The following is a 25,323-nucleotide window of genomic DNA, read 5'->3' on the forward strand; positions in this document are numbered from 1 at the left end:
AGGCGGGTACAGATGAGCATTTTTACTTCCTAGCGTATTGATAATAGATTCCTAGTCTCGCTAAGGCTCGCTGGAATGACGTAAATAATTGAAGTGAAATTGATTTTTCTTTGCCTGCAGCGTCATTCTGAACGACGAGGAACGAGTCAGATTCAGAATCTACTATCCGAGTGTTGTATTGCTAAGGTGGTGTCAGGGACTTTTTAGGTTGTTAGTTTTGGTTTCTAGTTTGACAACGGCTTCATTGAGCCAAGCTTATAAGATTTAAAATGACAAAAGGCAGCCTGATGGCTGCCTTTTTGCGTTTGGAATTTGGTATTCAGAATTACTCGTCAGCGTAGCCGTGTTCACCAAGCTCAAAACCATCAAGAAATGCTTTGCCATCTTTCATGGTTAAGCGCTCTTCTACTAACCACTTAGTCACCATTGGGTAGATCTTGTGCTCTTGAGTTTGAACGCGAGCGGCTAGAATATCGGCATCGTCGTCTTCAAATACTGGCACTTTTGCTTGCAATACCACAGGTCCGCCGTCTAATTCTTCTGTCACAAAGTGAACACTGGTGCCGTGTTCTTTGTCGCCTGCATCAATCGCGCGCTGGTGGGTGTGTAACCCCGGGTACTTTGGCAGAAGAGAAGGGTGGATGTTGATCATCTTGCCCAGATAGTGGGAAACAAACGCGCTGCTCAAAATACGCATGTAGCCTGCGAGCACAATGACGTCTGGTTGGTACTCATCGATTTGCTGCATCAGTTCAGCATCAAAGTCTTCGCGTGAATCAAATGCTTTTGGATCGACAAAATGGTCGTTCACATCAAACTGCTTTGCACGTTCTAAACCATAAGCGTCAGCTTTGTTGGAGAATACGGCTGCGACTTGTGCATTTGGCATGTTGTCTTCGCAAGCTTCCAAGATAGCTTGCAGGTTACTGCCGTTACCTGAAATGAGGACCACTATGTTTTTCATGATATTGAGACTGCCTTGATACTGTAGGTTTGACGTGCGTAATTGCTAAATTACCTACTATTAGAATGGTTTTCGATGTTCCAGATAGCAGAATGAGGACTATATCCCCAAATGACTTCATTAGGCTGGATTCAGAGCTTTGTCACCAATTCTAGTTCAAGGAAAACAACGCAGTGGATAAGCTTTTTCCAAGTTGTTTGACGATGAAATCGTATTGGTGACATGCTCCCGAAGGGCGAGCTGTATTGGCTTGTATACTTTGTTAACGATTTTTGATTTAGAACCACTAGATCTTCAAATCGTTGTCGCGCCTACAAACCAATTCATTCTCGCTGAACCAGCATTTAGAAGTTATTTGGGGATAACATCCCCATTCTTTTTATTTTTTGAGCTTGATTCGCAAGTTATTGGATTTCGACTTGCTCTTCATTGGCTTCTGCTTGAGCAATTTCACCAATCACCCATGCGTTTTCGCCTTCTTCTTTAAGAAGTGCAACTGCTGCGTCCGCTTGGTCTTTTGGTAGTGCAACGACTAGACCAACACCACAGTTGAACGTACGGTACATCTCGTGTGTTTCAACGTTGCCTTTCTCTTGTAACCATTTGAAGATGATTGGCCACTCCCAGCTGTTACCATCGATAACGGCTTTGGTTCCTTCAGGCAGTACGCGTGGGATGTTTTCCCAGAAACCACCACCAGTGATGTGAGAGATCGCGTGGATATCGTGTTTCTCAATCATCTTAAGTGCTGATTTGATGTAAATCTTAGTTGGTTCTAGAAGGTGTTCGCCAATAGTGCGACCTGCTAGCTCTTCGTTCTTATCTGCGCCAGAAACTTCTAGAATCTTACGGATAAGCGAGTAACCGTTCGAATGTGGACCGCTAGAGCCAACTGCGATAAGTGCATCACCAGCAGCTACTTTAGTACCATCAATCACATCTTCTTTTTCCACTACGCCAACACAGAAGCCTGCAACGTCGTAGTCTTCGCCTTCGTACATGCCTGGCATTTCAGCGGTTTCACCACCGATAAGTGCACAGCCTGCTTGAACACAGCCATCAGCGATACCAGAAACTACGTCTGCCGCTGTGTCTACATCCAGTTTGCCTGTCGCGTAGTAATCTAGGAAGAATAATGGCTCTGCACCTTGAACGATTAGATCGTTTACACACATTGCCACTAGGTCAACGCCAATAGTGTCGTGCTTGTTCATATCCAGCGCTAGGCGAAGTTTTGTACCTACACCGTCAGTACCAGAAACCAGTACAGGCTGTTTATATTTAGTTGGTAGTTCACACAATGCGCCAAAACCGCCGATACCACCCATCACTTCAGGGCGACGAGTACGCTTAACCGCACCTTTAATACGATCTACAAGCGCGTTGCCTGCATCAATATCTACACCAGCGTCTTTATAGCTAAGAGAAGAGTTGTTACCACTCACAGGGAAGTCCTCGGTTTTTAAGTTGGATATGAAAACGGCGCTATTCTACCAGTGGTTAAATACAGATAGCAAACGTTTGCGTCGGTTTTTTTCTTTAGTGATCTATCCTGATATCCCTGCAAAAATCATGTATAATCTGAAGGTTTGTTTAAATATTGCCAATAAAGCCGGAGATGGAAATGAAAGTTGTTGAAGTTAAACACCCTCTAGTAAAACATAAAATCGGTCTAATGCGAGAAGGTGACATCAGCACGAAGCGTTTTCGTGAGTTAGCGACAGAAGTCGGTAGCCTACTTACTTACGAAGCGACTGCAGACTTTGAAACAGAGAAAGTAACCATTGAAGGTTGGAATGGTCCTGTAGAAGTTGACCAAATCAAGGGTAAAAAAGTAACAGTAGTGCCAATCTTGCGTGCAGGTCTAGGCATGATGGATGGTGTTCTAGAGCACATGCCAAGCGCGCGTATCAGTGTTGTTGGTATCTACCGCGATGAAGAAACACTAGAGCCAGTACCATACTTTAACAAGCTTGCTTCTAACATCGATGAGCGTATTGCTCTAGTTGTTGACCCAATGCTTGCAACAGGTGGTTCTATGATCGCGACTATCGACCTTCTAAAAGAGAAAGGTTGTCAGGCAATCAAAGTACTTGTTCTTGTCGCTGCTCCTGAAGGTATCGAAGCGCTAGAAAAAGCTCACCCAGACGTTGAGCTATACACAGCTGCAATCGATGAGAAGCTAAACGACAAAGGTTACATCGTTCCTGGTCTAGGTGACGCTGGTGACAAGATCTTCGGTACTAAATAAGCGTTATTGCTTTTACTGAATTGAATAAATAAAGGCTTGGTGAAAACCAAGCCTTTTTTGTCTCTGCTATGTGGAAGCTAGAAGCTAGATATGAAAGTGATAACCGCGCGACTCAAATCAATTAAGCCGCACGATAAATTACTTCGCGTTGTCTTCTTCCATCTGTGCATTATCTACCACGTGGTTTTCACCAAGATCGTGTGGTAGCACAAGGTTAAGAATGATAGCCACGATACCACACAGGCTCACACCTTGTAGGCTAAACTCGCCAATACCGAAAGCCATGCCACCGATACCAAATACCAGTGTTACTGCGACGATCACTAGGTTACGTGATTTGTGCAGGTCCACATTGTTTTTGATGAGCGTGTTTAGACCGACGGTTGCGATAGAACCGAACAATAGGATCATGATGCCACCCATGACCGGAACAGGGATCGTTTGTAGAATGGCTCCGAGCTTACCCACTAAGGCAAGTACGATTGCCGTGATCGCCGCCCATGTCATGATCACAGGGTTAAAGGCTTTAGTCAGCATCACTGCGCCCGTTACTTCGCTGTAAGTTGTATTTGGTGGAGCACCAACCATAGAAGCCGCAATTGTTGCCACCCCGTCACCCGCAATCGTGCGGTGAAGACCAGGTTTCTTCAGGTAGTTTTTACCCGTTACGTTTGAGATAGCCAGCATGTCTCCTACGTGCTCTACCGCTGGTGCGATCGCAACTGGGATCATGAATAAGATAGCGTTGATGTTAAACTCTGGCGCCGTGAAGTTTGGCATGGCTAGCCAAGCAGCTTGAGCTACTGGAGTGAAATCAACCACACCATAGAAAAGCGAAACAGAGTAACCCGCTAAGATACCGCCGACGATAGGCACCAGTTTTAGGAAGCCTTTCGCGAATACACTCAGTGCGATGGTCGTTAGCAATGACACTGCTGAAATGATAACTGCAGCATCACCATTTACGAGTTGGATGGCACCGTCACCGGTTTTACCTACCGCCATGTTTACTGCTGTTGGTGCCAAACCAAGACCAATGACCATAATCACCGGACCTACCACAACTGGTGGTAAAATTTTATGGATGAAGCCGACACCACGCACTTTGATCATCGCACCAAGCGCGACATAAACCAAACCCGCCGCCATTAAGCCGCCCATAGTCGCACCGATGCCCCAAGTTTGGATACCGAACATAATAGGAGCAATAAACGCAAAAGAAGAGGCAAGGAAGATAGGAACGGAACGTTTAGTTATTAGTTGGAAAAGAAGAGTACCGACACCAGCACCAAACAGAGCAACGTTTGGGTCAAGACCAGTAAGAAGTGGTACTAATACGAGAGCACCAAAAGCGACAAAGAGCATCTGAGCGCCTTGTAACGCGTTTTTCATAATAATTCCCTATTTCAAAGATACGCAGACAAATCCGGCGAATCTTATCATCTGGCAATCGATTGCAATGTTGCCTAGATCAAACTTTTGTGTGGATTTATAAGGTCGACGAATGTTTAGTTTCACTTCCGTGTTTTAACTTGGTCAGAATACAGACAATTCACTCAGTACTCTTCTTGCTCACGGTTTGATAGTTGCTTATCATGCGGGTTCTTGTTCAGAGGATTATGAAAACTATGCGCTATTTAGCTCTCTTATTGATAGGTTGGTTGTCTCTGCCAGTTTATGCATTAACTCAGGTAGATATCTATCGTGCCGAAGTGGCGATCGACGGTGAGCAAAAAGACGGCGAAGAGCTCGCTCGTCAACAAGGTATGCAAGATGTGATTGTGCGTGCGACAGGTAGCCAATCTTCCCTTAGCAACCCGGTAATAAAGAAAGCAGTGGGTTCAAGTTCTCGCTACATTTCTCAGCTTGGTTATGGTCAGCTTGATGGTCAAAGCAGTTTAAAGATGCTGTTTAATAGTGGTCAGATTCGTTCGCTACTGACTCAAGCGCAATTACCATTATGGTCTCCAAACCGTGCCAACATCTTAGTTTGGATGGTAGAAGAGCAGGGCTATGATCGTACGATCACTTGGGAGCATTCAGACTCAACCAGTGCTGCTGCACTGCGCGCTGCGGCTGAATCTCGAGGCCTACCAGTCACTATGCCTGTGGGGGACTTTGATGATGTTACGGGTGTTAACGTGTCTGATTTGTGGGGGGGCTTTGTAGACCCAATCAGCCAAGCGAGTCAGCGTTACCCTGTTGATGCTGTGCTAGTGGTGCGTGTGCAAGGCGATAAAATTCGCTGGACGCTATATGACCAATCACCAGCGCAACTTGCTCAATCGCAACAGTCACCTCGCAGTGGCTCAGCGTCTGGTGCAAATGCAATCTCCGCCATGATGGGTGGTATCGCAGACTACTACGCGAAGAAGAGTGCTGTTGTGGTATCAAGCAAATCATCTGAAGCGATTGATGTGAAGGTATTAGATGTCGCATCAGCGGTGGACTTCTTTAATCTTGAGAACTCATTGACAAAGCTAAACTCAGTTGCGGGTACTGAAATCAAACGAATTCAAGGCAATCAAGTGACGTTAACGATTCACTTGTTGGCATCTCAACAAGCGTTTGAACAAGAAGCGTCCTCTATCCGTTCACTTGAGATTACCGAAGACCCGCTTGAGAATGTAGAGCCGTCAGCACCAGCCCAGCTTCCTGAGGAAGTTGCTCAACCAGCACAATTGCCAGCGGAAACAACAGAAGATCAAACCGCTCAAGTCGTTGAGCTCGATACGGCAACGGAAACAAATGTGGCAACTGAGCCGGCATCAATCACACCTGCTGTTGCACTACAACCAGCGCCAAAGCAGTACGATCTGATCTACAAATGGAATGCTCCAGTTCGCACGAAAGCCGAGCCAGTAGAACAAGATTCTGAAATCGCGCCAGTATTGGAAACGGATGTGGTTGAAAACCTAAGTTAAGGTTTATTCAAAACAAAAAAGAGTCGCTTAGTGCGACTCTTTTTTTTAGTGGTTCTATGGCTGGAGATGTGATGAAGTTAGTTCAGCTTGAAGCGCCATGTCCCCGTAATGGTTTCGCTTCTATTTATTGAACTTCGCTTTTTCTTCTTTTTCGACTTGAGATAAGCGTTTTAACTTCAGACCCAACTCTTTACCACGTGCTCGGGCAAACAAAATGTTACCAGCAAAGCCGAGTGAGGTAAGGAGCAACTCTACTGCGGCCAACCAACGCTCACCATCGTCAACATACAAAATCGTCAACGCATGCAAAAAATACAGCATCAGAACGAAGTTTGCCCAAGCGTGTGTGTAGGGTTTGCCCGCTAAAATACCAGGAAGTGGTAACAATAGAGGAATACACCAAGCAATCGCCAATGTAGTGCTGCTTAGATGTGGGTGAGGGGACAACGCCAGTTGCCAGATCGCAACCCAAGCCAATAACGCCAAATTGCCAAACAGCGCCATGTAGCGATAGGTTTGAGTGCGTGTGCTAAGAGGTGGTTGGTCAATAATGTCAGACATCGATTTACTTATCCTTGAGCTTACTGACTTCCTTTGAGCTTTTTCGCTGTGGTTGCCAGTCGTTTTCCTAATTGTTGTGCGAGACGAATCTCTTCTGCCGTGAGACTTGGCTCTTGTCCTACACTGCTTGCACCATAGGGTGTGCCTCCTGATTGCGTGGTGTGCAGTTCTGGCTCTGAATAAGGGATTCCTAATACCATCATGCCGTGATGCAATAATGGGGTCATCATGCTTTGTAGCGTGGTTTCTTGACCACCATGCATGGAAGACGATGAGGTAAACACACAAGCTGGCTTATCGATAAGGTCGCCATTCACCCACAAAGGTGTGGTTTGATCCCAAAAGTGCTTGAGCGGCGCTGCCATGTTGCCAAACCAAACTGGGCTGCCAAACGCGAGACCATCGCACTGCTTCAACTCATCTAGAGTAGCAATTGGATCAGAAGGGGTATGTGAGTGAGGTGACAATTCTTCAACTGTACGTAAAATCGCTTCGCAATGAGGAGTCGACTCGACTCCTCTTGCTATTTGTCTTGCCAGTTGTTTTGTCGAGCCATGACGGCTGAAATACAAAATGAGGATCTGGCAATCCATTTACAGAATTTCCAAAACTTGTTCTGGTGGGCGACCGATTTTTGCTTTCCCATTTGCAACTACTACTGGGCGTTCAAACAGTTTCGGGTTTTGTGCCATCGCTTCGAACAGTTGCTCATCACTGACAGAGGCTTCTCCCAGTGCCAGCTCTTTGTAGATGTCTTCTTTGGTACGCATCATTTCGCGTACGGAAGAGAAACCAAGTTGAGCATAAAGCGCTTTCAGTTGTTCAACATTAAGCGGTGTATCAAGGTATTTAACCACTTCCGGTGTTACGCCATTTTGCTCAAGCAGTTCAAGTGTTTGACGGCTCTTTGAGCAGCGAGGGTTGTGATAAATCACGACTGACATGGTTTTCTCCATTTCGTTATTGTAATGCCATGAATCGATCTCTTTGGATCATCAGTTGGTCGATACGAGCGTCATATCGAGCTTGTTGTAAGCTACCTAACTTAGCAATTTTACTTGCTTCACTATAATACTGGATGGCTTTGTTCCAGTTGGCTCGCAATGCCAAAATTTCGGCACGTGCGGCGAGTTCTTCATCACTTTTACCCAGCGCATGACTGCCTTGTGAAAGCAGGTGCCAGCCATTCGTGTCTTCTGGGTTATCGTGTGTGTAGCGCTGCAGAATACGCACCGCTTCTTGGTCCTTTTTCGCCTCAAGTAATGCGTTTGCATAGTTGATGGTCAGGACTTTGTTTTGTGGGTTGCGTTTGAGTGCGCTACTCAACATATCCACTGCTTTTTGTGGTTGCTTTTGAGCAATATAAAGATCGGTCATTGCATCCAGATAAAACGGGTTACCTGGGTCTTGCTGAAGGAGCTTTTTCAATAAAGGTTCCGCTTCACTCAAACGCTTGTTGTCTAGGTGTACCAAGGCTCGACCATAATCAAATGATGGCACAATATCAGGTGAGGCTTTCTTTTGAGTTCGGTCAAACCAACTCATTGCTGCTTGACCATCAATTCCGGCATAACGTGCGACAATGCGAGCTCGGGTTAAATGGTAATCAATAGAGGGCATCACCCGCATTGGTGGGTAAGCACGAGCACGAGCACGACTGTCTGTAATACGATCTTCAGGCAACGGGTGAGTGAGCAACATTGGTGGCGGCTTGCTCGCGTATCGATATTCATCCGCTAGGCGACCAAAAAAGCGTGGCATTGCTTGTGCATCAAAGCCCGCTTTTGCCAGTGTCGCGATACCAAAGCGGTCTGCTTCTTTCTCGTTGGAGCGAGTGTAGTTGATTTGGCTTTGCATATTGCCAGCGGTTGCTGCCGTCACCGCTGCCATACCAGCCTCAGGAGAGGCTATCGCAAGCAGAAGAGCGCCAGCAAGTGCTGCCATGGTTGCTGGTGAACGACGAGCTTGTTCTTCCATGCTTCGTGCAAGGTGGCGCTGAGTAACGTGCGCGATTTCGTGAGCAACAACGGAGGCTAACTCACTTTCAGTGCGGGCATGGAGAAAGAGACCTGAGTGCAGGGCAACGTAGCCGCCAAAAAAAGCGAAAGCGTTGATGTTGCGATCTCGGATCATGAAAAAGTGGAATGGGGTTTTTACGTCATTGGCATTCGCGACCAAACGGTGACCCAACGAGTCGATGTACTCGTTAATAACAGGGTCATTGACGATAGGTTTGCTGGCTCTAAGCATACGCATATAGGCGTCACCATAAATCAACTCTTGATCTATCGTTAGAGTGCCTCCGGCTGCCGTACCAATATCTGGGAGGTCGGGACTATTGGCATAAACTGGCGTTGGTGTACTTAATGCAGCAGCAAGGCATAAACAAACTAGCGAGCGAGTGCGTTTTAACATACGGTTTAAAGATTCTCCAAAATACCGAGCGTGTGCTTGAGGGGCGAAATCCATTCAACATCAGCACAGACTTTATGGTCATCCTTGTGGGATGAATATGCTAGCAATAAGACCGAAGATAAACGAATTGGTTTCGTAAATTGTCAATCTAAAAGTCCTGCGCGTCTACTCTTAAATCATGTGAGAAATGCTAGCACCAGCTCAAAAAGCCGTTACAATACAACCCTATCACAAGTGCAGAGCAATACAATGGAATCCATATTACTTGATTTGCGTAAGGAACGCTGCCCTATGGCACTGTTACTTGCCAAGCGTCACGCTGCTGAGGTGTTTCAGGAAGAAACACAACAAGATCATCAGCTTGTTATTCAAGTGGTGGATAAAAGCTCTAAGCACGATATCGTGAAGTATTTGCGTAACCAAGGCTACACAGTGGATTGCCAAGCTTCTCCTGAACACTTCACTTTGACCGTATTCAATAAGGAATCTTCGTACGATGCTTGAAATGGTAAGTCGTTGGTATAAGCGACGCTTTTCAGACCCACATGCAGTGAGCCTCGTGGCGATACTGCTGTTCGGCTTTATTACAATTTACTTTTTCGGGCATTTGATTGCGCCATTGCTGGTGGCCATTGTTCTTGCATATTTACTTGAATGGCCAGTAACGCAGATGTGCCGTTTGGGTATCCCACGTACGTTTTCTGTCATCACTGTCATACTGATTTTTATTGGCTTAATGTTGATCGCGGTATTTGGTTTAGTGCCGACCATTTGGACTCAGGTGGGCAACTTAATCAACGATATTCCGAACATGTATGCTGGACTACAAAAGTTCATTGCAACCTTGCCACAACGTTACCCTGAGCTGGCGAACCTAGAAATTGTTGAAACCGTGGTGACTAACGCGAAGAACCAAGCGATTGGCTTAGGTGAGAGCGTCGTAAAAGGCTCACTGGCTTCTCTAGTGAGTTTAGCAACGCTAGCGGTTTACTTGATTCTTGTTCCATTATTGGTGTTCTTCTTACTAAAAGACAAAGATGAGATGCTCAGCATGGCAAGTGGCATCTTACCGAAGAACCGTAAGCTGGCGAACAAAGTATGGCACGAGATGAACGAACAAATCTCGAACTATATTCGTGGTAAGGTGCTGGAAATCTTGATCGTGGGTGGCGTGAGTTACGTGACTTTTGCGATTCTTGACCTGCGCTACTCTGCATTGCTTGCTGTAGCGGTGGGTTTGTCAGTGCTTATCCCGTACATCGGTGCGGCTGCGGTGACGGTTCCGGTCGCGATTGTTGGCTTGTTCCAATGGGGCTTAACGCCTCAGTTCTATTGGTTACTTGTTGCCTACGGCATTATTCAGGCGCTAGACGGTAATGTGTTGGTTCCGGTACTGTTCTCTGAAGCGGTTAACCTTCACCCAGTAGCGATCATTGTTGCCGTGTTGGTATTTGGTGGTTTGTGGGGCTTCTGGGGGGTCTTCTTCGCTATCCCATTGGCGACGCTTGTAAAAGCAGTATGGAACGCGCTACCAAGTACGGAAGAAAGCGAACCAATACAAGAATAGAAATTGAATCCAATAAAAAGCCCAGCGATCGCTGGGCTTTTTGATGTTTGATTGAAAGCTAGGTTTACGCGTTTTCTTTCAAGTAGTTCACAACCACTTCATGGTGGTCTTTGGTTTTGAACTTGTTGAACACGTGTTCGATAACACCTTCCTCATTGATCAAGAAGCTGATGCGGTGAAGACCATCGTAGACTTTACCCATAAACTTCTTCTCGCCCCAAACACCAAACTGGTCAGCAATGGCATGGTCTTCGTCAGAAAGTAGCGTGAAGTTTAGCTCGTCGCGCTCAATGAACTTACCTAGGCGTTTTACTGGATCGATACTCACACCCAATACCACAACGTTGTGTGCGTCTAGTTCTGCTTTTACATCACGCAGACCTTTTGCTTGAGTCGTACAACCTGGTGTCATCGCTTTTGGGTAGAAGTAAAACAGTACTTTCTTACCTTTGAAGTCACCGAGAGAAATGGTGTTGCCATCTTGGTCGAGCAAAGAGAAGGCTGGCGCTGGCGTGCCTGCTGTCAGCGTATTCATCATTATTTCCTTTACTTATAGATTGTTTTTAATGAAATTCAGAGAACCTTGTACGTTGAGCGTGTTACAAAGTTCATCGAAATCTTCTTGTAATTGCATCAAGTTACAATCTGCACTTACTGAAGCGGTGATTGCAATGTGGAATTGGTCGGCATCTAACTGGATCTTTGATTTACTGATTGTTTGCGCACTAAGTGATTGTAGGCCAATCTGTTTATCGGCAAAGAATTGCGTAAACTTCTCGGTTAAACCGATGCGGTCTTCTGATTCAATAAACACTTCCATGGTGTAACTGTTATCGAGCAACTCATGGGCTGATGTGCGTTTCATGATGGTGATGAGGTCGTGTTCTTGCCCAAGAAGTGGCAATTGCGTTTCGACACGAGTGACATTACTGGCGTTACCAGTAAGCAGCATGATAAGGGTAAATTCGTTACCAAAGATAGCGATACGGCTATCGACAATGTTACAGCCAGCTTGTGTGACGAGCTTAACCACTTGGTTACATATGCCCGGACGATCCGTTCCAACCGCTGTAAGTACCAGATGTTGCTTCATAAATGAGCTTCTTGTCCTTTCTTCAATAGAGAGATGTTAGCACAGATATGGAGTAGAAATGTCGAGTCAGTTCTTTTTTTAAACTTGTTAAAACGCTTTGTTGATTTAGTGAACAGTTTGCTGATTGCGTGCACTATTAATTCACTCAACGCTGACTTGAGCTTCTCGGCGAGAGAGTATATTCCGCGCCTACTTGAAAGCGGTGAGAAATCCTTGCTGCAACGAACACGATTATCAGAATGGCTAGGATTGAGAACAAAATTCACATTTTAGTTGCTAGACCTCTAACAACTGATAATTATTCATTCATTTGTACTTTGTAAGCGAGTTTACGCTCTTGTGTTTTTCAATCGCATTACAGTACCATGCAGAAAGAGTTAAATGAGGGAGATAAACATGTTTTCAGGAAGTATCGTAGCGCTGATTACACCACTAAAAGCAGATGGTGAAGTAGACTTTGATAGTCTACAAAAGCTTGTTGAGTACCATGTTGAAGCTGGTACAGACGGTATTGTTGCAGTTGGCACCACTGGTGAGTCAGCGACTCTAACCATTGAAGAGCATGTAAAGGTCGTAAATAAAACCGTTGAATTCGCAAACGGTCGTATCCCAGTGATTGCTGGTACGGGAGCAAATGCAACCCACGAAGCAGTTACATTTAGCAAATTATTGGCTGATTCTGGTATTGCTGGCTTCCTGAGTGTAACGCCTTACTACAACAAACCAACTCAAGAAGGTTTGTTCCAACACTACAAAGCAATCGCAGAAGCGAGTGATGTACCTCTAATTTTGTACAATGTACCGGGTCGTACTGCGGTAGATATGTCGCCTGAGACAGTGGCACGCCTGTCAAAGCTTGATAATATCGTGGCATTGAAGGATGCGACGGGTGATTTAAGCCGAATTGCACTTCACCGTGAACTTTGTGGCGAAGATTTTATCTTACTAAGTGGTGATGATGCGACGGGTCTAGAATTTGTTAAACTAGGCGGTCACGGCGTTATCTCAGTAACGAACAATATCGCGGCTAAAGACATGGCAGACATGTTCCATTTGGCAGGTGAAGGTAAGTTTGAAGAAGCAGAAGCGATCAACGATCGTCTGATGACTCTGCATAAAAACCTATTTGTTGAATCAAGCCCGATCCCAGTGAAATGGGCAGCACATAAGCTTGGTTTGATTGAAGAGGGTGAGCTGCGTCTTCCTTTAACCCCACTTTCTGAAAAATCGCAGCCAGTTGTGGAACAAGCGCTAACAGACGCCGGTATTTACTAGGATTGAAGTTCATGCTGAGGGTGGTAAAGCCCTCAGTGTTTTAGGAGTATAAATGAAGCTTTCAAGCCAGTTAGTGTTAAGCTCACTAGCTGTATTCGTATTGACTGCCTGTTCAGGTGGTGCCAATCAGCGTCGTCAAGCAAAGGACGACTTCGAGTATTTGAACACGCCTGCTCTTGAAGAGTGGAGTGTACCGGCAGGTGCTCAACCTCAGTTTTACCCGAACTACCGTATTCCTGAAGGAAACTACGCTGGTGGTATTGGTAAAGATGTTGATATTCGTCCGCCTCAGCAAGTATTGGAATTGATCCCTGGTGCTCGCCTAGATCGCAGTAGCGACGGTGAAGTAACACTATGGCTGCTTCGTAAGGATGAACTGGATAAAGTTTGGAAGACCGTTCAAGAGATGGTTGCAGAGAACAAGATCCCAGTTGAAAGCCAAACGGATAACCGCATCGAAACAGGTTGGGTGACTTGGAACTCTCCTGATGAAGAGATGGAAATCGGCAGCCGCTACGAGATTACTCGCGGTGAGATGAATGGTCGTCATGGCTTCAAGGTAAGCTTGATTGACTGGCGTGAAGGCAACCAAGTCAAAGAAGTGACACGCACTAACCGTGAGCGTTACAACGTGTTCATGACCAACTTGGTAACGGCACGCTACGACCAACACGTACGTGAAGAAGCGCAACGTAAAGCACAAGAGCTAGTGAAACACATCCCAATTACCATGGGTAAAGATCGCAGTGGTCTGCCAGTTATCATTGCTCGTGCACAATACAATGTCGTGTGGAACCGTCTGCCTGATATCATGCCGAAGATGGGCTTTAAGATTGAAGAGCGCAGTCAGTCGCAAGGTACAGTGACAGCGAAATACGCGTCACCGGATGATGCGTTCTGGAATGACATTGGTGTTAAGCCAATCGATCTAAACTCTGGTACTTACACCTTCTTGCTTGGTGATCTAGGTAACCGTACTTCTATCAACATTACTGATTCGTCTGGTAAGCCAGTAGAAGAAGAGTTCTTGAAATCACTTGCGCCAGTACTGGCTGCGGTTGTGAAAGACTAACTTCGCTACAAATAAGTAGATTTGAATAGTAAAAAAGGGACCGCAATGGTCCCTTTTTGATTGCTTACTTGATGTCAAATGTTGAAGAATGCATCAAGTGCGAGAGATTAGCGATTTTCGTCTTTCTTCTCGCTTTCCTCTCCATAGCGTTCTTTGTCTAGTTCGTTCAGCTTATCTAAATCGTTTTTTCGACTTTTATCCATCTGACCAAACTTCATCTTTGCGGTGTACTTAAGCGCAGCAATGTTACCAACCACGATACTGAGCACTATGATGATAATGACCCAGGGGTTGGTGAGAATTTCGATCATAGAGCCTCCGGCGGCGTGATGTTGTGAATAAATTGGGTGATAACCTTATCCAAATTATTCAATATGACATCCATCCCTGCAATGCTGTCGATCTGATTTTGCTGAATTAACTGAGTTTTCAGCAACTCTGGTGTTAACAATGACAGGCATTGTTGCCCTACAGATTTGTGGCTGATGTGCCAAGGTTCGATGGCGACACCGCCTAAGTCTTGTTGATAAGGGAAAAAGAACCCAAAGCTATCGAGGTTATCGACTAACCATTGATAGAAAGCACGCTGATGACCTTCGAGATACTCCCATGGTTCCAATTGTAATTGTGTATCGGCGGGTAATAAGTTACGCGCATAAACATCAAAATCACACCCCCAATGATGGCGACTGCCTCCGGGTAAGGCGGACCAACGAAGAATCGCAGTGAGCTTTTCTTCGTCATTGAGTAGAGTTTTGTCGAGCGGTTGCGAATCGGAATCGAGGATCTTCAGTTCACCTGCAAACTTACCGTTCCAGATTGCTTTCTGACGGTTAAAGTCACGGAACCCACTGGCGATCTCCATCTTAAAGCCTGATTGTGTGGCGGCTTCAATCATGTTTAGTAAGTCGTCAGCCACTTCAGGGTGAAGCAGAAAGGCTTTTTGACCCACTAATGTGGATTGCAGATGGGAATCGGTCATTCCGGTAAGTTGCTCTGGCGTCATGGCACTCTCGTTAATTGTTGCATGTTTCGTTATGACACTATTGTGCGAGTAAGTGTTTCAACGTGTTTTGGTACATGTCCGTTAATTTCTCAAGGTCATCGACTTTTACACATTCGTTCACTTTGTGGATAGTCGCGTTCACCGGACCAAGCTCAACCACCTGACCGCCCATGCGTGCGATAAATCGACCATCAGACGTTCCGCCAGTGGTGAGCAACGCAGGCTTCGTGCTGTTGACTTCATCGACGGCAGCAACGACTGCGTCAAGCAATGCTCCAGTATCGGTGAGGAACGGGTCACCATTGAATGTCCATTTCAGACCGTAGTTTAAATCGTGTTTGTCGAGTGTTTGGGTCACGCGGTCAACAATGATTTCGTTGCTGAGTTCTGTGCTAAAGCGCAGGTTGAACTGCACGTTAAATTCGCCAGGAATCACATTCGATGCACCAGTACCAGCAGAGACATTCGGGATTTGGAAGCTTGTCGGTGGGAAGTAATCGTTGCCTTGATCCCATTCTGTCGTAGCAAGTTCATGAATGGCTAATAGTGATTGATGAACCGGATTATTAGCAAGGTGAGGGTACGCCACGTGACCTTGTGTTCCTTTTACCGTTAAATCACCCGTGATTGAGCCACGACGACCATTCTTAACTACATCTCCCACAACTTCAGTGCTTGAAGGCTCACCAACGATGCACATGTCGATGTTCTCGCCACGAGCCATGAGCGTTTCAACGACGCGAACGGTGCCATTAATGAAAGGACCTTCCTCGTCTGAAGTGATCAAAAAGCCAATCGAACCTTTATGGTCTGGGTTTTCTGCAATAAAGCGTTCAACCGCGACCACCATACAAGCTAGAGAGCCTTTCATGTCTGCTGCGCCACGCCCGTGAAGGTAACCGTCGATAATGGTTGGTTCAAAAGGAGGTGTGTCCCATTGCTCCAATTTGCCTGCTGGCACGACATCTGTGTGTCCGGCGAAAGCAAACAGTGGTGCTTCTGTACCTCGGCGAGCCCAGAAGTTTGTTGTGTCTTCAAACACCATCACTTCGATTTCAAAACCAAGCGCTTTTAATCGCTCGATCATTACTTCCTGACAGCCTGCATCTTCAGGCGTTACGGACTGGCGGCTGATCAGGTCTTTAGCGAGTGCCAGTACTGGACTGTCTGTCATCCTTGATTGTTCCTTTAATTAAGAGTTAAAAATGGTCGCGTATTGGTCTGCTTTGAAACCAATATGAAGTTGGTCTTCAACTTTCAAGATTGGGCGCTTAATCATCGCTGGGTTTTCTACTAGCAGCGCGATTGCGTTTTCTTCGTTAAGAGAATCTTTTTGTTCTTGAGTCAGCTGTCGGAAAGTCGTGCCACGTTTATTCAGTACTTGTTCCCAACCCAGCGCGTTACAAAATTCAGTCACCATTGCCGCATCGATACCTTGTTTGCGGTAGTCGTGAAAATCAAAAGCAATGTTTTCCGCTTCTAGCCATTTCTTGGCTTTTTTAATCGTGTCGCAGTTTGGGATGCCGAACATGGTGATCGTCATATTATTTCCTTTTCTCTTTGTGCTTTACTTATCGGTTTGCGCTATGGAACGCCCGATTTTGCATTGTTTTTGGCTGTTCAAGCATCCTATCAAGAAGCAACCACTGTGACAAAATCATGCGGCGAATATTTCACAGGTCAGTGCTCTATTGGACCGTGCTCAGTCGTTCATTCCTCCACCAAATAGCGATAAGAATGATAAAAAACTTGGCTAAATAGCACGGAAAAGTCGAGTTATTGATCAAACGCAACATCTTGCTGAGCAAAAAAGAAATAATGAATCAGCACAATTTTAGGAGGTGTCAATGGAATTGAGTCCTGTTTTTGCAAGGCGGCTATATTTGGCCTTGTTGGTGGAAAACCTAGAAAGGCCAAATGTACCAAAATTGATCGAAAGAACGGGGTGGCCTCGTCGTACTATTCAAGATGTACTCAAGGCATTACCGGGGATCGGCATCGAACTCATCTTCGTTCAAGATGGTCGACGCCATAACGACGGCTATTACCAACTTTCGGATTGGGGACCTTTTGACAGTCAATGGGTTCTTGAGCGAGAGGGAGATATCGCTAGCAGTCTTGGATTTCGTGCATAAGCCAGCAATTGCTGGCTTTTTTTACGTCTGGGAAACGCTTATTGGCAGCGGTAGGCAGTACCAAGCACACTGAAGGAAGTAGCAAAGTCTTGTGGGGCGATCATGTAAACCGTATCGGCATTGAGCAATACTGCATTGTTTTTTAGGTCGACCATGGCTCCATGCATCATGGCGTCATTGGTATAGAACAAGTAACTGTACCAGTGACCTTCGCTGCCAGTGACTTCACCTAAATACTCGCATTGATCCGGATTGAACTGGCTATCAAAGCGAATCTGAACGTCATCACTTGATGCCGTTGGTAGCGTTGATGGTGACGAACAACCCATCAAAGCCAATGCGATGCCTCCTATCATCACATAACGCTGCATATTATTTCCCCATCATGATGTAAGCCGCGAAACCAATCCAGCTCAGAACCAATAGTGCCCAAGGTAATACAGCTGGCTTGCTCGTTGGTGCTTCAATATTTGCTGATTCTTGTTCAACGACGTCATCACGTTGACGCTGTTTTTCTCTCTGTTGTTTCTTCTTCGCTTTGTCTGCTTGTCGATTGCGTTCTTTCTGCTGTTTTTTATACTGCGCGATGCCTTTCTCAATGCCCTGAGCAATCAGTTTGGTTTGCTCTTTCGTTTGACCGGGTTTTTGAGTGGACTTTGCAATCTTCATCGCTTCAGTTTGCGTTTCTTGGGAAGGAACGGGTGCTGCTGTGTTTTTCTTTTTCATGTTTCTTATCGACGTCGCTGTAAATCTAAACCTAGTTTACCTGCGTACGATGATGAAATGAACTTTAGTTCTCAGCTTTGCTAGGTTGCAACTCTGAAACGATCGGTTAAAGTGGCGTTTTTATGAAACTAAGAAGACGAGATTGTGCGTTACTCATTTGATCAATATGACGCTCATGGATTTTTAAAAGCGCCGATTATGTTATGGCTAGGATGGATGTTCCTAGCGCGCTCTTGGGTGGTGTTTGCCATGGCAGGAGTGAGTAGAGACAGCGGTAGCAAGATACTATCGATTGTGTACCCCGATTCTAATACGTTATACCTCGGACTATCGATGGGTATCCCAAGTCTATTATTGATGTGGTTAATGGGCTTGCGGCATCCAGAGCGAGGGTGGGTGAATCAAATTACCCAGCATGGTCGTGCCATGACTTTGATCTTGTGCGGTATTCAACTGGCTCAGACCATGTATCATGTCTACCTCGAACATGGTGTATTCAATTGGGCGAATGCGCTCACAATTACCTTGTTAATTTGGTTTATGATCTATCTTCTAAATGGAAGATGGGTAAAAGACTGCTTTAACGTGCCACAAGTTGAGCACAAAGAAGAACAGCCATCAAAAAATTAAAAACAATAATTCCCGCATGGGGCAATGTATAGAGGATATCTCAATGTCACAAGCTCAAACGGCGATTGTGCCTGAAGCAGGACCATTTGCACTTTACACTCAGTTAAAAGTGAACCAAAACCGTGAAAACGTACTGGCAAAACTAAAAGCGCTACCTGAGCTAGTAAATGAGCTCAATGCGAACCAACCAGGTGCTGATTTAACGATTTCTATCGCATTCACGAAATCTTTTTGGCAGCACCTAAACATGCAAATGCCAGAAGAGTTGATGGACTTCCCTGAGTTGGGGGAAGGTGACGTATTTGCGCCAGCAACAGACGTGGATGTCTTGATTCACTGTCACTCAACTCGTCACGATTTGCACTTCTATGTACTGCGTAAATTCTTAGTTGAAACTGCAGAAGATGTGACGGTAGTGGATGAAACTTACGGTTACCGTTACCTAGATGCTCGTGACATGACGGATTTCGTTGATGGCACAGAAAACCCGAAAGGTGATGCGCGTGCTGACGTTGCATTGATCAAAGACGGCGCTTTCGCTGGTGGTAGCTACGTGATGGTTCAACGCTTTGAGCACAACTTGCCTGCATGGAACCGTTTGAACGTATCTGCACAAGAGAAAGTCATTGGTCGTACTAAGCCAGATTCTATTGAGCTAGAAGACGTGCCAGCGGCTTCTCACGTAGGTCGTGTAGACATCAAAGAAGAAGGCAAAGGTCTTAAGATCGTTCGTCACAGCTTGCCGTACGGCACAGTAACTGGCGCACATGGTCTTCTGTTCATCTCTTATTGCAACACTATCCACAACATCAAAGTGATGCTAGAGAGCATGTACGGTGTTACCGATGGTAAGACTGACCAACTGCTTCGTTTCACCAAAGCAGTAACAGGTGCATATTTCTTCGCTCCTTCACAAGAAATGCTAGCGGAATTGGCGATTAAGTAATTCTTCGCCAACCCTCCAATGATTAAAAAGGCAGAGTGATCTGCCTTTTTTGTTTCCCCTCATTCTTGCCTGATAAGACTAACTGACCGTCAGTGGTCTTTTGCCATCAATAGCGCCTTTCTCGAGTTCGTAAAGTGGGCTAGTACTGTGACTGCTCCAGCGATGATCTTCGCGTGACTTCTTGCGATATTGCGTTGGCGTTACACCAATATAATTCTGAAAAGTCTCATAAAATCGGCTGCTAGAATTAAAACCTACCGTTAAAGCAATATCTAAAATTGTCCGGTCAGTATCACTCAACAGTGCTCTGGCGTGGTTAATCCGCATTGCCGTGATATATTGCTTGATGGTCATCTGCATGGTTCGTTGGAACACGTTCATCGCGTAGTTAGTGTGCAGCCCAATGTGCTCTGCTATGTCTTTTATCGTGACCGGCTGGTTATGATGGGTGGCAATGTATTCCAGCATTTGACTGACGTAAAACTGCGAGTGTTTGGAGACGCCTTTCTTGGTCGATTTTTCTTGTCGATTGATACTCAGTTGTTGCCAGCCATCTAAACACATTCTTTTTAACATCAAGCCAATTTCATCAATCGCTAATTGCTGGCGACTTTCCGAAGAGTGGTTTATTTCTTCTGCCCAGCGTGCTAACTCAAACTCACTGACTAATGAACTGGCGTTTGATTGCAGCACACAACCATGGGTGATCTGATTGACGAAGTCTCGATTTAGCGTCCAAGACATAAAGTGGTGAATCGGAATATTGATGATCCCCATATTATGACTTTTGCCCGGATTGGTGAGCCGATGAGGAACTGACGCCCAAAACAATCCTATCGAGCCTGCTTTCACCACGACTGGACTGCCATTAATGATGTACTCGACATCATCACCAAAAGGAATGTTGACCTCTACTTGTCCGTGCCAGTGATAACCCGGCATAGAGTGGGGCGGTCTAAGCTCGATATCGATTTTTTCATAGGATGAGTACAGCGAAAGTGGGCTTACAGAAACCGTTTCGGAAGAATACTTATCTTGAATCACCACTTTCAATGTATCTAACTCTGCCTTGGACTCTACCTTCGCCATCGCCCACCTCTTAGGAAACTGTATAAGTTATTTGTACTAAATCTGTTGAAACAAAACTCAGAACAGCTTCAAAAACACCGATTACTCTGTTTTATAAGATTTTGGTTATGTGACTTAAATCGCCGTAATAACTAGCCTCAGCGTATCTTCTCACCTTCTTTATCCGTGATTTATACAAAAATATCCCATTTCCTAAGATTTTTTATGGGTTGATTTTAAATATTAGGAAACGGGAGAGTGATTGGTTTATCTGAGACGAATTCGGTCTTGCGGCAGGTGTAACTTAAATGCATCGAAACAAAAGTATGAAAGCAAAAAGGATTCAACTATGAAAAGCCCTAAAATCACATTCATCGGTGCGGGTTCTACGATTTTTGTGAAGAACATTCTTGGCGATGTGTTCCATAAGCCGGCCTTCAAAGGGGCGCAAATTGCCTTGATGGATATTGATGAAATCCGCTTGGAGGAATCACACCTAGTAGTAAGCAAGTTGATGGAATCATCCGGTGCGACGGGTACGATCACTTGTCACTTAAACCAAAAAGAAGCATTGCAAGGTGCAGACTTTGTCGTCATCGCATTCCAAATCGGTGGGTATGAGCCATGCACTGTAACGGACTTTGAGATTTGTAAGCGTCACGGTTTGGAGCAAACCATCGCCGACACCTTAGGCCCAGGCGGCATCATGCGCTCACTGCGCACGATTCCTCATCTTTGGAGCGTGTGTGAAGACATGACTGAAGTGTGTCCAAATGCCACCATGCTCAACTACGTTAACCCAATGGCGATGAACACATGGGCGATGTATGAGAAATACCCTCACATCAAACAAGTGGGCTTGTGCCATTCCGTGCAAGGGACGGCGGAGGAGCTGGCTCGCGACCTTGATATCGAATATTCAGACCTTCGTTACACCTGTGCAGGCATCAACCACATGGCGTACTACCTGACACTCGAAAAGAAAAACGAGCAGGGGGAATATGTCGACATTTATCCTGATTTGCTTGAGGCATTTGAATCAGGCAAAGCGCCGAAGCCGGGTTTGCATCACAACGGTCGCTGCACCAACCTAGTCCGCTACGAGATGTTTAAGAAGTTGGGCTACTTTGTGACGGAATCATCAGAACATTTTTCTGAATACACCCCATATTTCATCAAACCAAATCGCCCAGATCTGATTGAACGTTATAAAGTGCCACTTGATGAATATCCTAAACGTTGTGTAGAACAAATTGCTGATTGGAAAAAAGACCTCGAAGACTTCAAAAACGCGGATCAAATCACCGTCAAAGAGTCGCATGAATACGCGAGCACCATCATGAACTCGATTTGGACAGGCACGCCAAGTGTTATCTACGGCAACGTGAAGAATGAAGCGTTAATTGACAACTTGCCACAAGGTTGTTGTGTGGAAGTGGCTTGTCTGGTGGACGCAAACGGCATTCAACCTATCAAAGCTGGTCGATTACCAAATCACTTAGCGGCATTAATGCAGACCAACATCAATGTTCAGACTCTGCTGACGGAAGCCATCCTCACTGAAAACCGAGATCGTATCTATCATGCTGCCATGCTTGATCCTCATACCGCGGCAGTGCTTGGACTCGAAGAGATTTATGCCCTTGTTGATGACTTGATTGAAGCACACGAAGGTTGGTTGCCAGCGTGGGTGCATCAGTAAATCCTGAATCACAAAACCAATATCAATAAAAACGACAATAACGTGAATATACTGCGCCCTCTCGATGAGGGGGCGTAAGGAGTAACAAATGAGTATCTCTATGAATACCAAGCTAAGCTACGGCTTTGGCGCATTTGGTAAAGACTTCGCTATCACCATCGTTTACATGTACTTGATGTTCTACTACACCGATGTTGTTGGTATTTCGGCTGCCGTGGTGGGAACCATCTTCTTAATTGCGCGTATTTGGGATGCAGTGAATGACCCAATTATGGGTTGGATCGTGAACAATACCCGCACACGTTGGGGTAAATTTAAACCTTGGATTTTAATTGGCACCATCACCAACTCAGTGGTGTTGCTCATGCTGTTTAGTGCGCATCACATCGAAGGACCATGGCTTATTGCTTATGCAGCAGTGACTTACATTTTATGGGGCATGACCTACACCTTAATGGATATTCCTTTCTGGTCACTGGTTCCAACACTCACTCTGGACAAACGTGAGCGTGAAGAGCTTGTGCCATACCCTCGATTCTTCGCTAGCCTTGCATGGATTGTTACCGCCGCAATTGCAATGCCGTTCGTCAATTATGTCGGTGGCGACGACAAAGGATTTGGCTTCCAAGTGTTTGCGATTTTGCTTGTCGGTTGTTTCCTTGTCTCAACGTATATCACGTTACGTAACGTGAAAGAGCGTTACTCAACTAACAACCTTGACGTGACGAAACCTGAAGAAAAAGTCTCACTGAAGAAGCTCCTCTCGCTTATCTACAAAAATGACCAGTTAACGAGCGTGCTTTGTATGGCACTATCATACAACCTCGCAACCAACATCATCACAGCATTTGCGGTTTACTACTTCACGTATGTGGTCGGAAATGAGGAACTTTTCCCTTACTACATGGCTTACGCTGGTATCGCGAACCTAATTACACTGGTGTTGTTCCCTAAATTGGCGCAAATGTTTTCACGTCGAGTGTTATGGGCATGTGCGTCTAGCTTCCCAATCTTAGGCAGTGCAGTCCTTATCTACGTAGGCATGTACGACAAACAAAGCATTCTGCTGATTTCTACAGCGGGCGTGTTATTGCAAATCGGTACGGCGCTATTTTGGGTGCTGAATGTCATTATGGTGGCGGATACAGTGGACTATGGTGAGTACAAGCTAGGTTCACGCTGCGAGAGTATTGCTTACTCAGTACAAACGCTGGTGGTTAAAGCCGGTTCAGCTTTTGCGGCTTTCTTCATTGGTATCGCACTGACCGCAGTGGATTATGTACCGAACATGGAACAAAGCCCTGAAACCGTCTTTGGCATGCAATGCATCATGGTTGGGCTGCCAGCGTTCTTCTTCGCTATCGCTTTGGTTGTGTACTTCCGCTTCTACAAACTCAACGGTGCTTACCACCAAAAAATTCAGGACCATCTGACCGAGAAATACGACCATATTACGACGCAAGAGACGCCAAAAGACCTTACGCGTAAATCTGCCAAGCCGGCAGAAGCACTCTAATCCTACACAGTCAGCGTAAGCTTATTGTTTACGCTGACCTATCAGCACAACGCTCCGCCTTTTTGTTTCTCCATCTCTTTTCTCAAAAACCACTAAACTTTTCTGCAATTTGGTCGATAAGTATCCAAAGCCTTAATTTCAGGACCAATATTTGTGGCGATCACCGTTAATACCAATGTGGCAGCACTTGTCGCACAGCGTCATTTGACCAGTGCAACTGACATGCTGAACCAATCCATGGAGCGTTTGTCTTCAGGGAAGCGTATTAACAGTGCAAAGGATGACGCTGCGGGCCTGCAAATCTCCAACCGCTTGCAATCGCAAATGCGTGGTTTGGATGTTGCCGTGCGTAACGCGAACGACGGCATTTCCATTATGCAAACTGCGGAAGGCGCAATGAATGAAGTGACTAATATCATGCAGCGCATGCGTGATTTGTCACTCCAATCTGCTAACGGTTCAAACAGCAAAGCAGAACGTACAGCACTGCAGGAAGAAGTTTCTGCACTTAACGATGAGCTAAACCGCATTGCAGAAACTACCTCTTTTGGTGGTCGTAAACTGCTTAATGGCAGCTTTGGCAAGTCGGCATTTCAAATTGGCGCTGCGTCAGGTGAAGCCGTGCAAGTTGAATTAAAGTCGATGCGCAGTGATGGCATTGATATGGGCGGTTTTAGTTACATTGCAAACGGACGTGCAAACTCTGATTGGAAAGTAAAAGACGGTGCGAATGATCTTAGCATGTCATTTAATAATCGTTTTGGTGAAACGGAAACCATCCAAATTAATGCTAAAGCTGGTGATGATATCGAGGAGCTTGCGACTTATATCAATGGTCAGACGGACAAAGTTACGGCGTCAGTGAATGAAAAGGGTCAGTTGCAGTTGTTTATGGCTGGTGAAGAAACCTCGGGAACTTTATCGTTCTCAGGTGATTTAGCGAGTGAGCTGGGTTTACAGCTGAAAGGGTACGATGCGGTTGATAACATTGACATTACGTCTGTCGGTGGCGCTCAACAAGCTGTGGCTGTCCTTGATACTGCGATGAAGTACGTTGATAGCCATCGTGCAGAGCTAGGCGCGTATCAAAATCGCTTTAATCATGCGATCAATAATCTGGATAACATCCACGAAAACCTAGCAGTATCGAACAGCCGCGTTCAAGATACTGACTACGCCAAAGAAACCACGCAAATGGTGAAGCAACAAATTCTGCAGCAGGTAAGCACCTCTATTCTTGCACAAGCAAAACAAGCCCCAAACCTTGCTTTAACCTTACTTGGCTAAGGCATTCTACTTCGTAATTTCAAGACAAAATCAGCCTGTATCGACAGCGAGAAAAGAAGCTTTAGCGATAATTTGAAGTTTTTTTGCTTTTTTATCTGCTTCGTCACGATTACCCCTCCAAATGAAATTTTTTAAAAAATATCTAAATTTTTTCCTAAAGAAATCAGGGTATGCGCCGTTAATAA

At 45.5% G+C, this 25,323-nt stretch carries 28 protein-coding genes; 12 read left to right on the top strand and 16 right to left on the bottom strand.

What is annotated here, in order from left to right; all coding sequences use genetic code 11:
* Positions 1-325 precede the first annotated feature (325 nt).
* A complete protein-coding gene (purN, locus tag OH459_RS23825) occupies positions 326-964 on the bottom strand; it encodes a phosphoribosylglycinamide formyltransferase (RefSeq protein ID WP_009698624.1) in 639 nt (212 codons plus the stop codon).
* A 404-nt stretch (positions 965-1,368) separates the two neighbouring features.
* A complete protein-coding gene (gene purM / locus OH459_RS23830; protein ID WP_017189240.1) occupies positions 1,369-2,409 on the bottom strand; it encodes a phosphoribosylformylglycinamidine cyclo-ligase in 1,041 nt (346 codons plus the stop codon).
* A 179-nt stretch (positions 2,410-2,588) separates the two neighbouring features.
* Here purM and upp point away from each other — a divergent pair, with 179 nt between their 5' ends.
* Complete coding sequence (gene upp, locus OH459_RS23835; protein ID WP_005445324.1) at positions 2,589-3,215, top strand: uracil phosphoribosyltransferase; 627 nt, start codon at positions 2,589-2,591, stop codon at positions 3,213-3,215.
* Between the two features lie 138 nt (positions 3,216-3,353).
* Here the strand turns inward: upp and OH459_RS23840 are convergent, their stop codons facing one another.
* Positions 3,354-4,607, bottom strand: a complete 1,254-nt coding sequence (locus OH459_RS23840; protein ID WP_005433047.1) for a uracil-xanthine permease family protein — start codon at positions 4,605-4,607, stop codon at positions 3,354-3,356.
* A gap of 236 nt (positions 4,608-4,843) precedes the next feature.
* Here OH459_RS23840 and OH459_RS23845 point away from each other — a divergent pair, with 236 nt between their 5' ends.
* Positions 4,844-6,139 (top strand): DUF2066 domain-containing protein, encoded by a 1,296-nt coding sequence (locus OH459_RS23845; RefSeq protein WP_045488950.1) that lies wholly within the window; start codon positions 4,844-4,846, stop codon positions 6,137-6,139.
* A gap of 120 nt (positions 6,140-6,259) precedes the next feature.
* On the opposite strand, the gene OH459_RS23850 is transcribed toward OH459_RS23845, so the two are convergent.
* From OH459_RS23850 to OH459_RS23865, 4 genes are read right to left on the bottom strand one after another with little or no spacing between them, the layout of a single operon-like run.
* A complete protein-coding gene (locus OH459_RS23850; RefSeq protein WP_009698621.1) occupies positions 6,260-6,700 on the bottom strand; it encodes a DUF2069 domain-containing protein in 441 nt (146 codons plus the stop codon).
* 20 nt (positions 6,701-6,720) lie between these two features.
* Positions 6,721-7,293 (bottom strand): NAD(P)H:quinone oxidoreductase, encoded by a 573-nt coding sequence (gene wrbA / locus OH459_RS23855; protein ID WP_005445329.1) that lies wholly within the window; start codon positions 7,291-7,293, stop codon positions 6,721-6,723.
* Complete coding sequence (gene arsC, locus OH459_RS23860) at positions 7,294-7,644, bottom strand: arsenate reductase (glutaredoxin) (protein WP_005445333.1); 351 nt, start codon at positions 7,642-7,644, stop codon at positions 7,294-7,296.
* Between the two features lie 16 nt (positions 7,645-7,660).
* Positions 7,661-9,115: a beta-barrel assembly-enhancing protease gene (locus OH459_RS23865; RefSeq protein ID WP_005445335.1), complete on the bottom strand. Its 1,455-nt coding sequence runs from the start codon at positions 9,113-9,115 to the stop codon at positions 7,661-7,663.
* 249 nt (positions 9,116-9,364) lie between these two features.
* Here OH459_RS23865 and OH459_RS23870 point away from each other — a divergent pair, with 249 nt between their 5' ends.
* Both OH459_RS23870 and OH459_RS23875 read left to right on the top strand, forming a co-directional pair.
* Positions 9,365-9,619 (top strand): sulfurtransferase TusA family protein, encoded by a 255-nt coding sequence (locus tag OH459_RS23870; RefSeq protein WP_017189245.1) that lies wholly within the window; start codon positions 9,365-9,367, stop codon positions 9,617-9,619.
* Positions 9,612-10,682 (top strand): AI-2E family transporter, encoded by a 1,071-nt coding sequence (locus OH459_RS23875; protein ID WP_005445339.1) that lies wholly within the window; start codon positions 9,612-9,614, stop codon positions 10,680-10,682. Before OH459_RS23870 ends, OH459_RS23875 begins: the two co-directional genes overlap by 8 nt.
* A gap of 64 nt (positions 10,683-10,746) precedes the next feature.
* On the opposite strand, the gene bcp is transcribed toward OH459_RS23875, so the two are convergent.
* Positions 10,747-11,217: a thioredoxin-dependent thiol peroxidase gene (bcp, locus tag OH459_RS23880; RefSeq protein WP_239970055.1), complete on the bottom strand. Its 471-nt coding sequence runs from the start codon at positions 11,215-11,217 to the stop codon at positions 10,747-10,749.
* A 15-nt stretch (positions 11,218-11,232) separates the two neighbouring features.
* Entirely contained in the window at positions 11,233-11,775 is a 543-nt protein-coding gene (locus tag OH459_RS23885; protein WP_005445342.1) for a glycine cleavage system protein R, read from the bottom strand.
* Between the two features lie 396 nt (positions 11,776-12,171).
* Between OH459_RS23885 and dapA the strand changes: the two genes are divergently transcribed.
* Positions 12,172-13,050 carry a 4-hydroxy-tetrahydrodipicolinate synthase gene (gene dapA / locus OH459_RS23890; RefSeq protein WP_005445343.1) on the top strand — a complete coding sequence of 293 codons (879 nt, stop codon included), beginning with the start codon at positions 12,172-12,174 and terminating at the stop codon, positions 13,048-13,050.
* A 52-nt stretch (positions 13,051-13,102) separates the two neighbouring features.
* Complete coding sequence (bamC, locus tag OH459_RS23895; RefSeq protein WP_005445344.1) at positions 13,103-14,122, top strand: outer membrane protein assembly factor BamC; 1,020 nt, start codon at positions 13,103-13,105, stop codon at positions 14,120-14,122.
* Positions 14,123-14,229: 107 nt separating this feature from the next.
* Here bamC and OH459_RS23900 read toward each other — a convergent pair whose 3' ends face one another.
* The 4 genes from OH459_RS23900 to OH459_RS23915 are packed head-to-tail and all read right to left on the bottom strand — an operon-like array spanning position 14,230 to position 16,671.
* Entirely contained in the window at positions 14,230-14,433 is a 204-nt protein-coding gene (locus tag OH459_RS23900; RefSeq protein ID WP_005445345.1) for a DUF2897 family protein, read from the bottom strand.
* Positions 14,430-15,128: a M15 family metallopeptidase gene (locus OH459_RS23905; protein WP_005445346.1), complete on the bottom strand. Its 699-nt coding sequence runs from the start codon at positions 15,126-15,128 to the stop codon at positions 14,430-14,432. Before OH459_RS23905 ends, OH459_RS23900 begins: the two co-directional genes overlap by 4 nt.
* Before the next feature lie 37 nt (positions 15,129-15,165).
* Complete coding sequence (dapE, locus tag OH459_RS23910; RefSeq protein WP_009698616.1) at positions 15,166-16,302, bottom strand: succinyl-diaminopimelate desuccinylase; 1,137 nt, start codon at positions 16,300-16,302, stop codon at positions 15,166-15,168.
* A gap of 18 nt (positions 16,303-16,320) precedes the next feature.
* Entirely contained in the window at positions 16,321-16,671 is a 351-nt protein-coding gene (locus OH459_RS23915; RefSeq protein WP_005445348.1) for an ArsC family reductase, read from the bottom strand.
* A 304-nt stretch (positions 16,672-16,975) separates the two neighbouring features.
* Between OH459_RS23915 and OH459_RS23920 the strand changes: the two genes are divergently transcribed.
* Positions 16,976-17,263 (top strand): winged helix-turn-helix domain-containing protein, encoded by a 288-nt coding sequence (locus tag OH459_RS23920; RefSeq protein WP_005445349.1) that lies wholly within the window; start codon positions 16,976-16,978, stop codon positions 17,261-17,263.
* Positions 17,264-17,301: 38 nt separating this feature from the next.
* On the opposite strand, the gene OH459_RS23925 is transcribed toward OH459_RS23920, so the two are convergent.
* Both OH459_RS23925 and OH459_RS23930 read right to left on the bottom strand, forming a co-directional pair.
* Complete coding sequence (locus OH459_RS23925) at positions 17,302-17,634, bottom strand: DUF4156 domain-containing protein (RefSeq protein WP_005445350.1); 333 nt, start codon at positions 17,632-17,634, stop codon at positions 17,302-17,304.
* A gap of 1 nt (position 17,635) precedes the next feature.
* Positions 17,636-17,989, bottom strand: a complete 354-nt coding sequence (locus OH459_RS23930) for a DUF2956 domain-containing protein (RefSeq protein ID WP_009703444.1) — start codon at positions 17,987-17,989, stop codon at positions 17,636-17,638.
* 144 nt (positions 17,990-18,133) lie between these two features.
* On the opposite strand from OH459_RS23930, the gene OH459_RS23935 reads away from it, so the two are divergent.
* Together OH459_RS23935 and OH459_RS23940 are read left to right on the top strand one after the other, a co-directional pair.
* Positions 18,134-18,619 (top strand): DUF2919 domain-containing protein, encoded by a 486-nt coding sequence (locus OH459_RS23935; RefSeq protein WP_269989044.1) that lies wholly within the window; start codon positions 18,134-18,136, stop codon positions 18,617-18,619.
* A 43-nt stretch (positions 18,620-18,662) separates the two neighbouring features.
* The gene (locus OH459_RS23940; RefSeq protein ID WP_269989045.1) at positions 18,663-19,565 is read left to right on the top strand and encodes a Dyp-type peroxidase; all 903 of its coding nucleotides are present in this window, start codon (positions 18,663-18,665) and stop codon (positions 19,563-19,565) included.
* A gap of 78 nt (positions 19,566-19,643) precedes the next feature.
* Here OH459_RS23940 and melR read toward each other — a convergent pair whose 3' ends face one another.
* A complete protein-coding gene (gene melR, locus OH459_RS23945) occupies positions 19,644-20,654 on the bottom strand; it encodes a transcriptional regulator MelR (RefSeq protein ID WP_114321408.1) in 1,011 nt (336 codons plus the stop codon).
* A gap of 328 nt (positions 20,655-20,982) precedes the next feature.
* On the opposite strand from melR, the gene OH459_RS23950 reads away from it, so the two are divergent.
* The 3 genes from OH459_RS23950 (at position 20,983) to OH459_RS23960 (ending at position 25,138) form a co-directional block, all read left to right on the top strand.
* Positions 20,983-22,335: an alpha-glucosidase/alpha-galactosidase gene (locus tag OH459_RS23950; RefSeq protein ID WP_009698611.1), complete on the top strand. Its 1,353-nt coding sequence runs from the start codon at positions 20,983-20,985 to the stop codon at positions 22,333-22,335.
* A gap of 88 nt (positions 22,336-22,423) precedes the next feature.
* A complete protein-coding gene (gene melB, locus OH459_RS23955) occupies positions 22,424-23,851 on the top strand; it encodes a melibiose:sodium transporter MelB (RefSeq protein WP_269989048.1) in 1,428 nt (475 codons plus the stop codon).
* A 153-nt stretch (positions 23,852-24,004) separates the two neighbouring features.
* Positions 24,005-25,138, top strand: a complete 1,134-nt coding sequence (locus OH459_RS23960; RefSeq protein ID WP_269989050.1) for a flagellin — start codon at positions 24,005-24,007, stop codon at positions 25,136-25,138.
* The last annotated feature ends 185 nt before the right edge of the window (positions 25,139-25,323 follow it).

Source organism: Vibrio sp. MM46 (assembly GCF_027587135.1).
Classification (GTDB): Bacteria; Pseudomonadota; Gammaproteobacteria; order Enterobacterales; family Vibrionaceae; genus Vibrio; species Vibrio harveyi.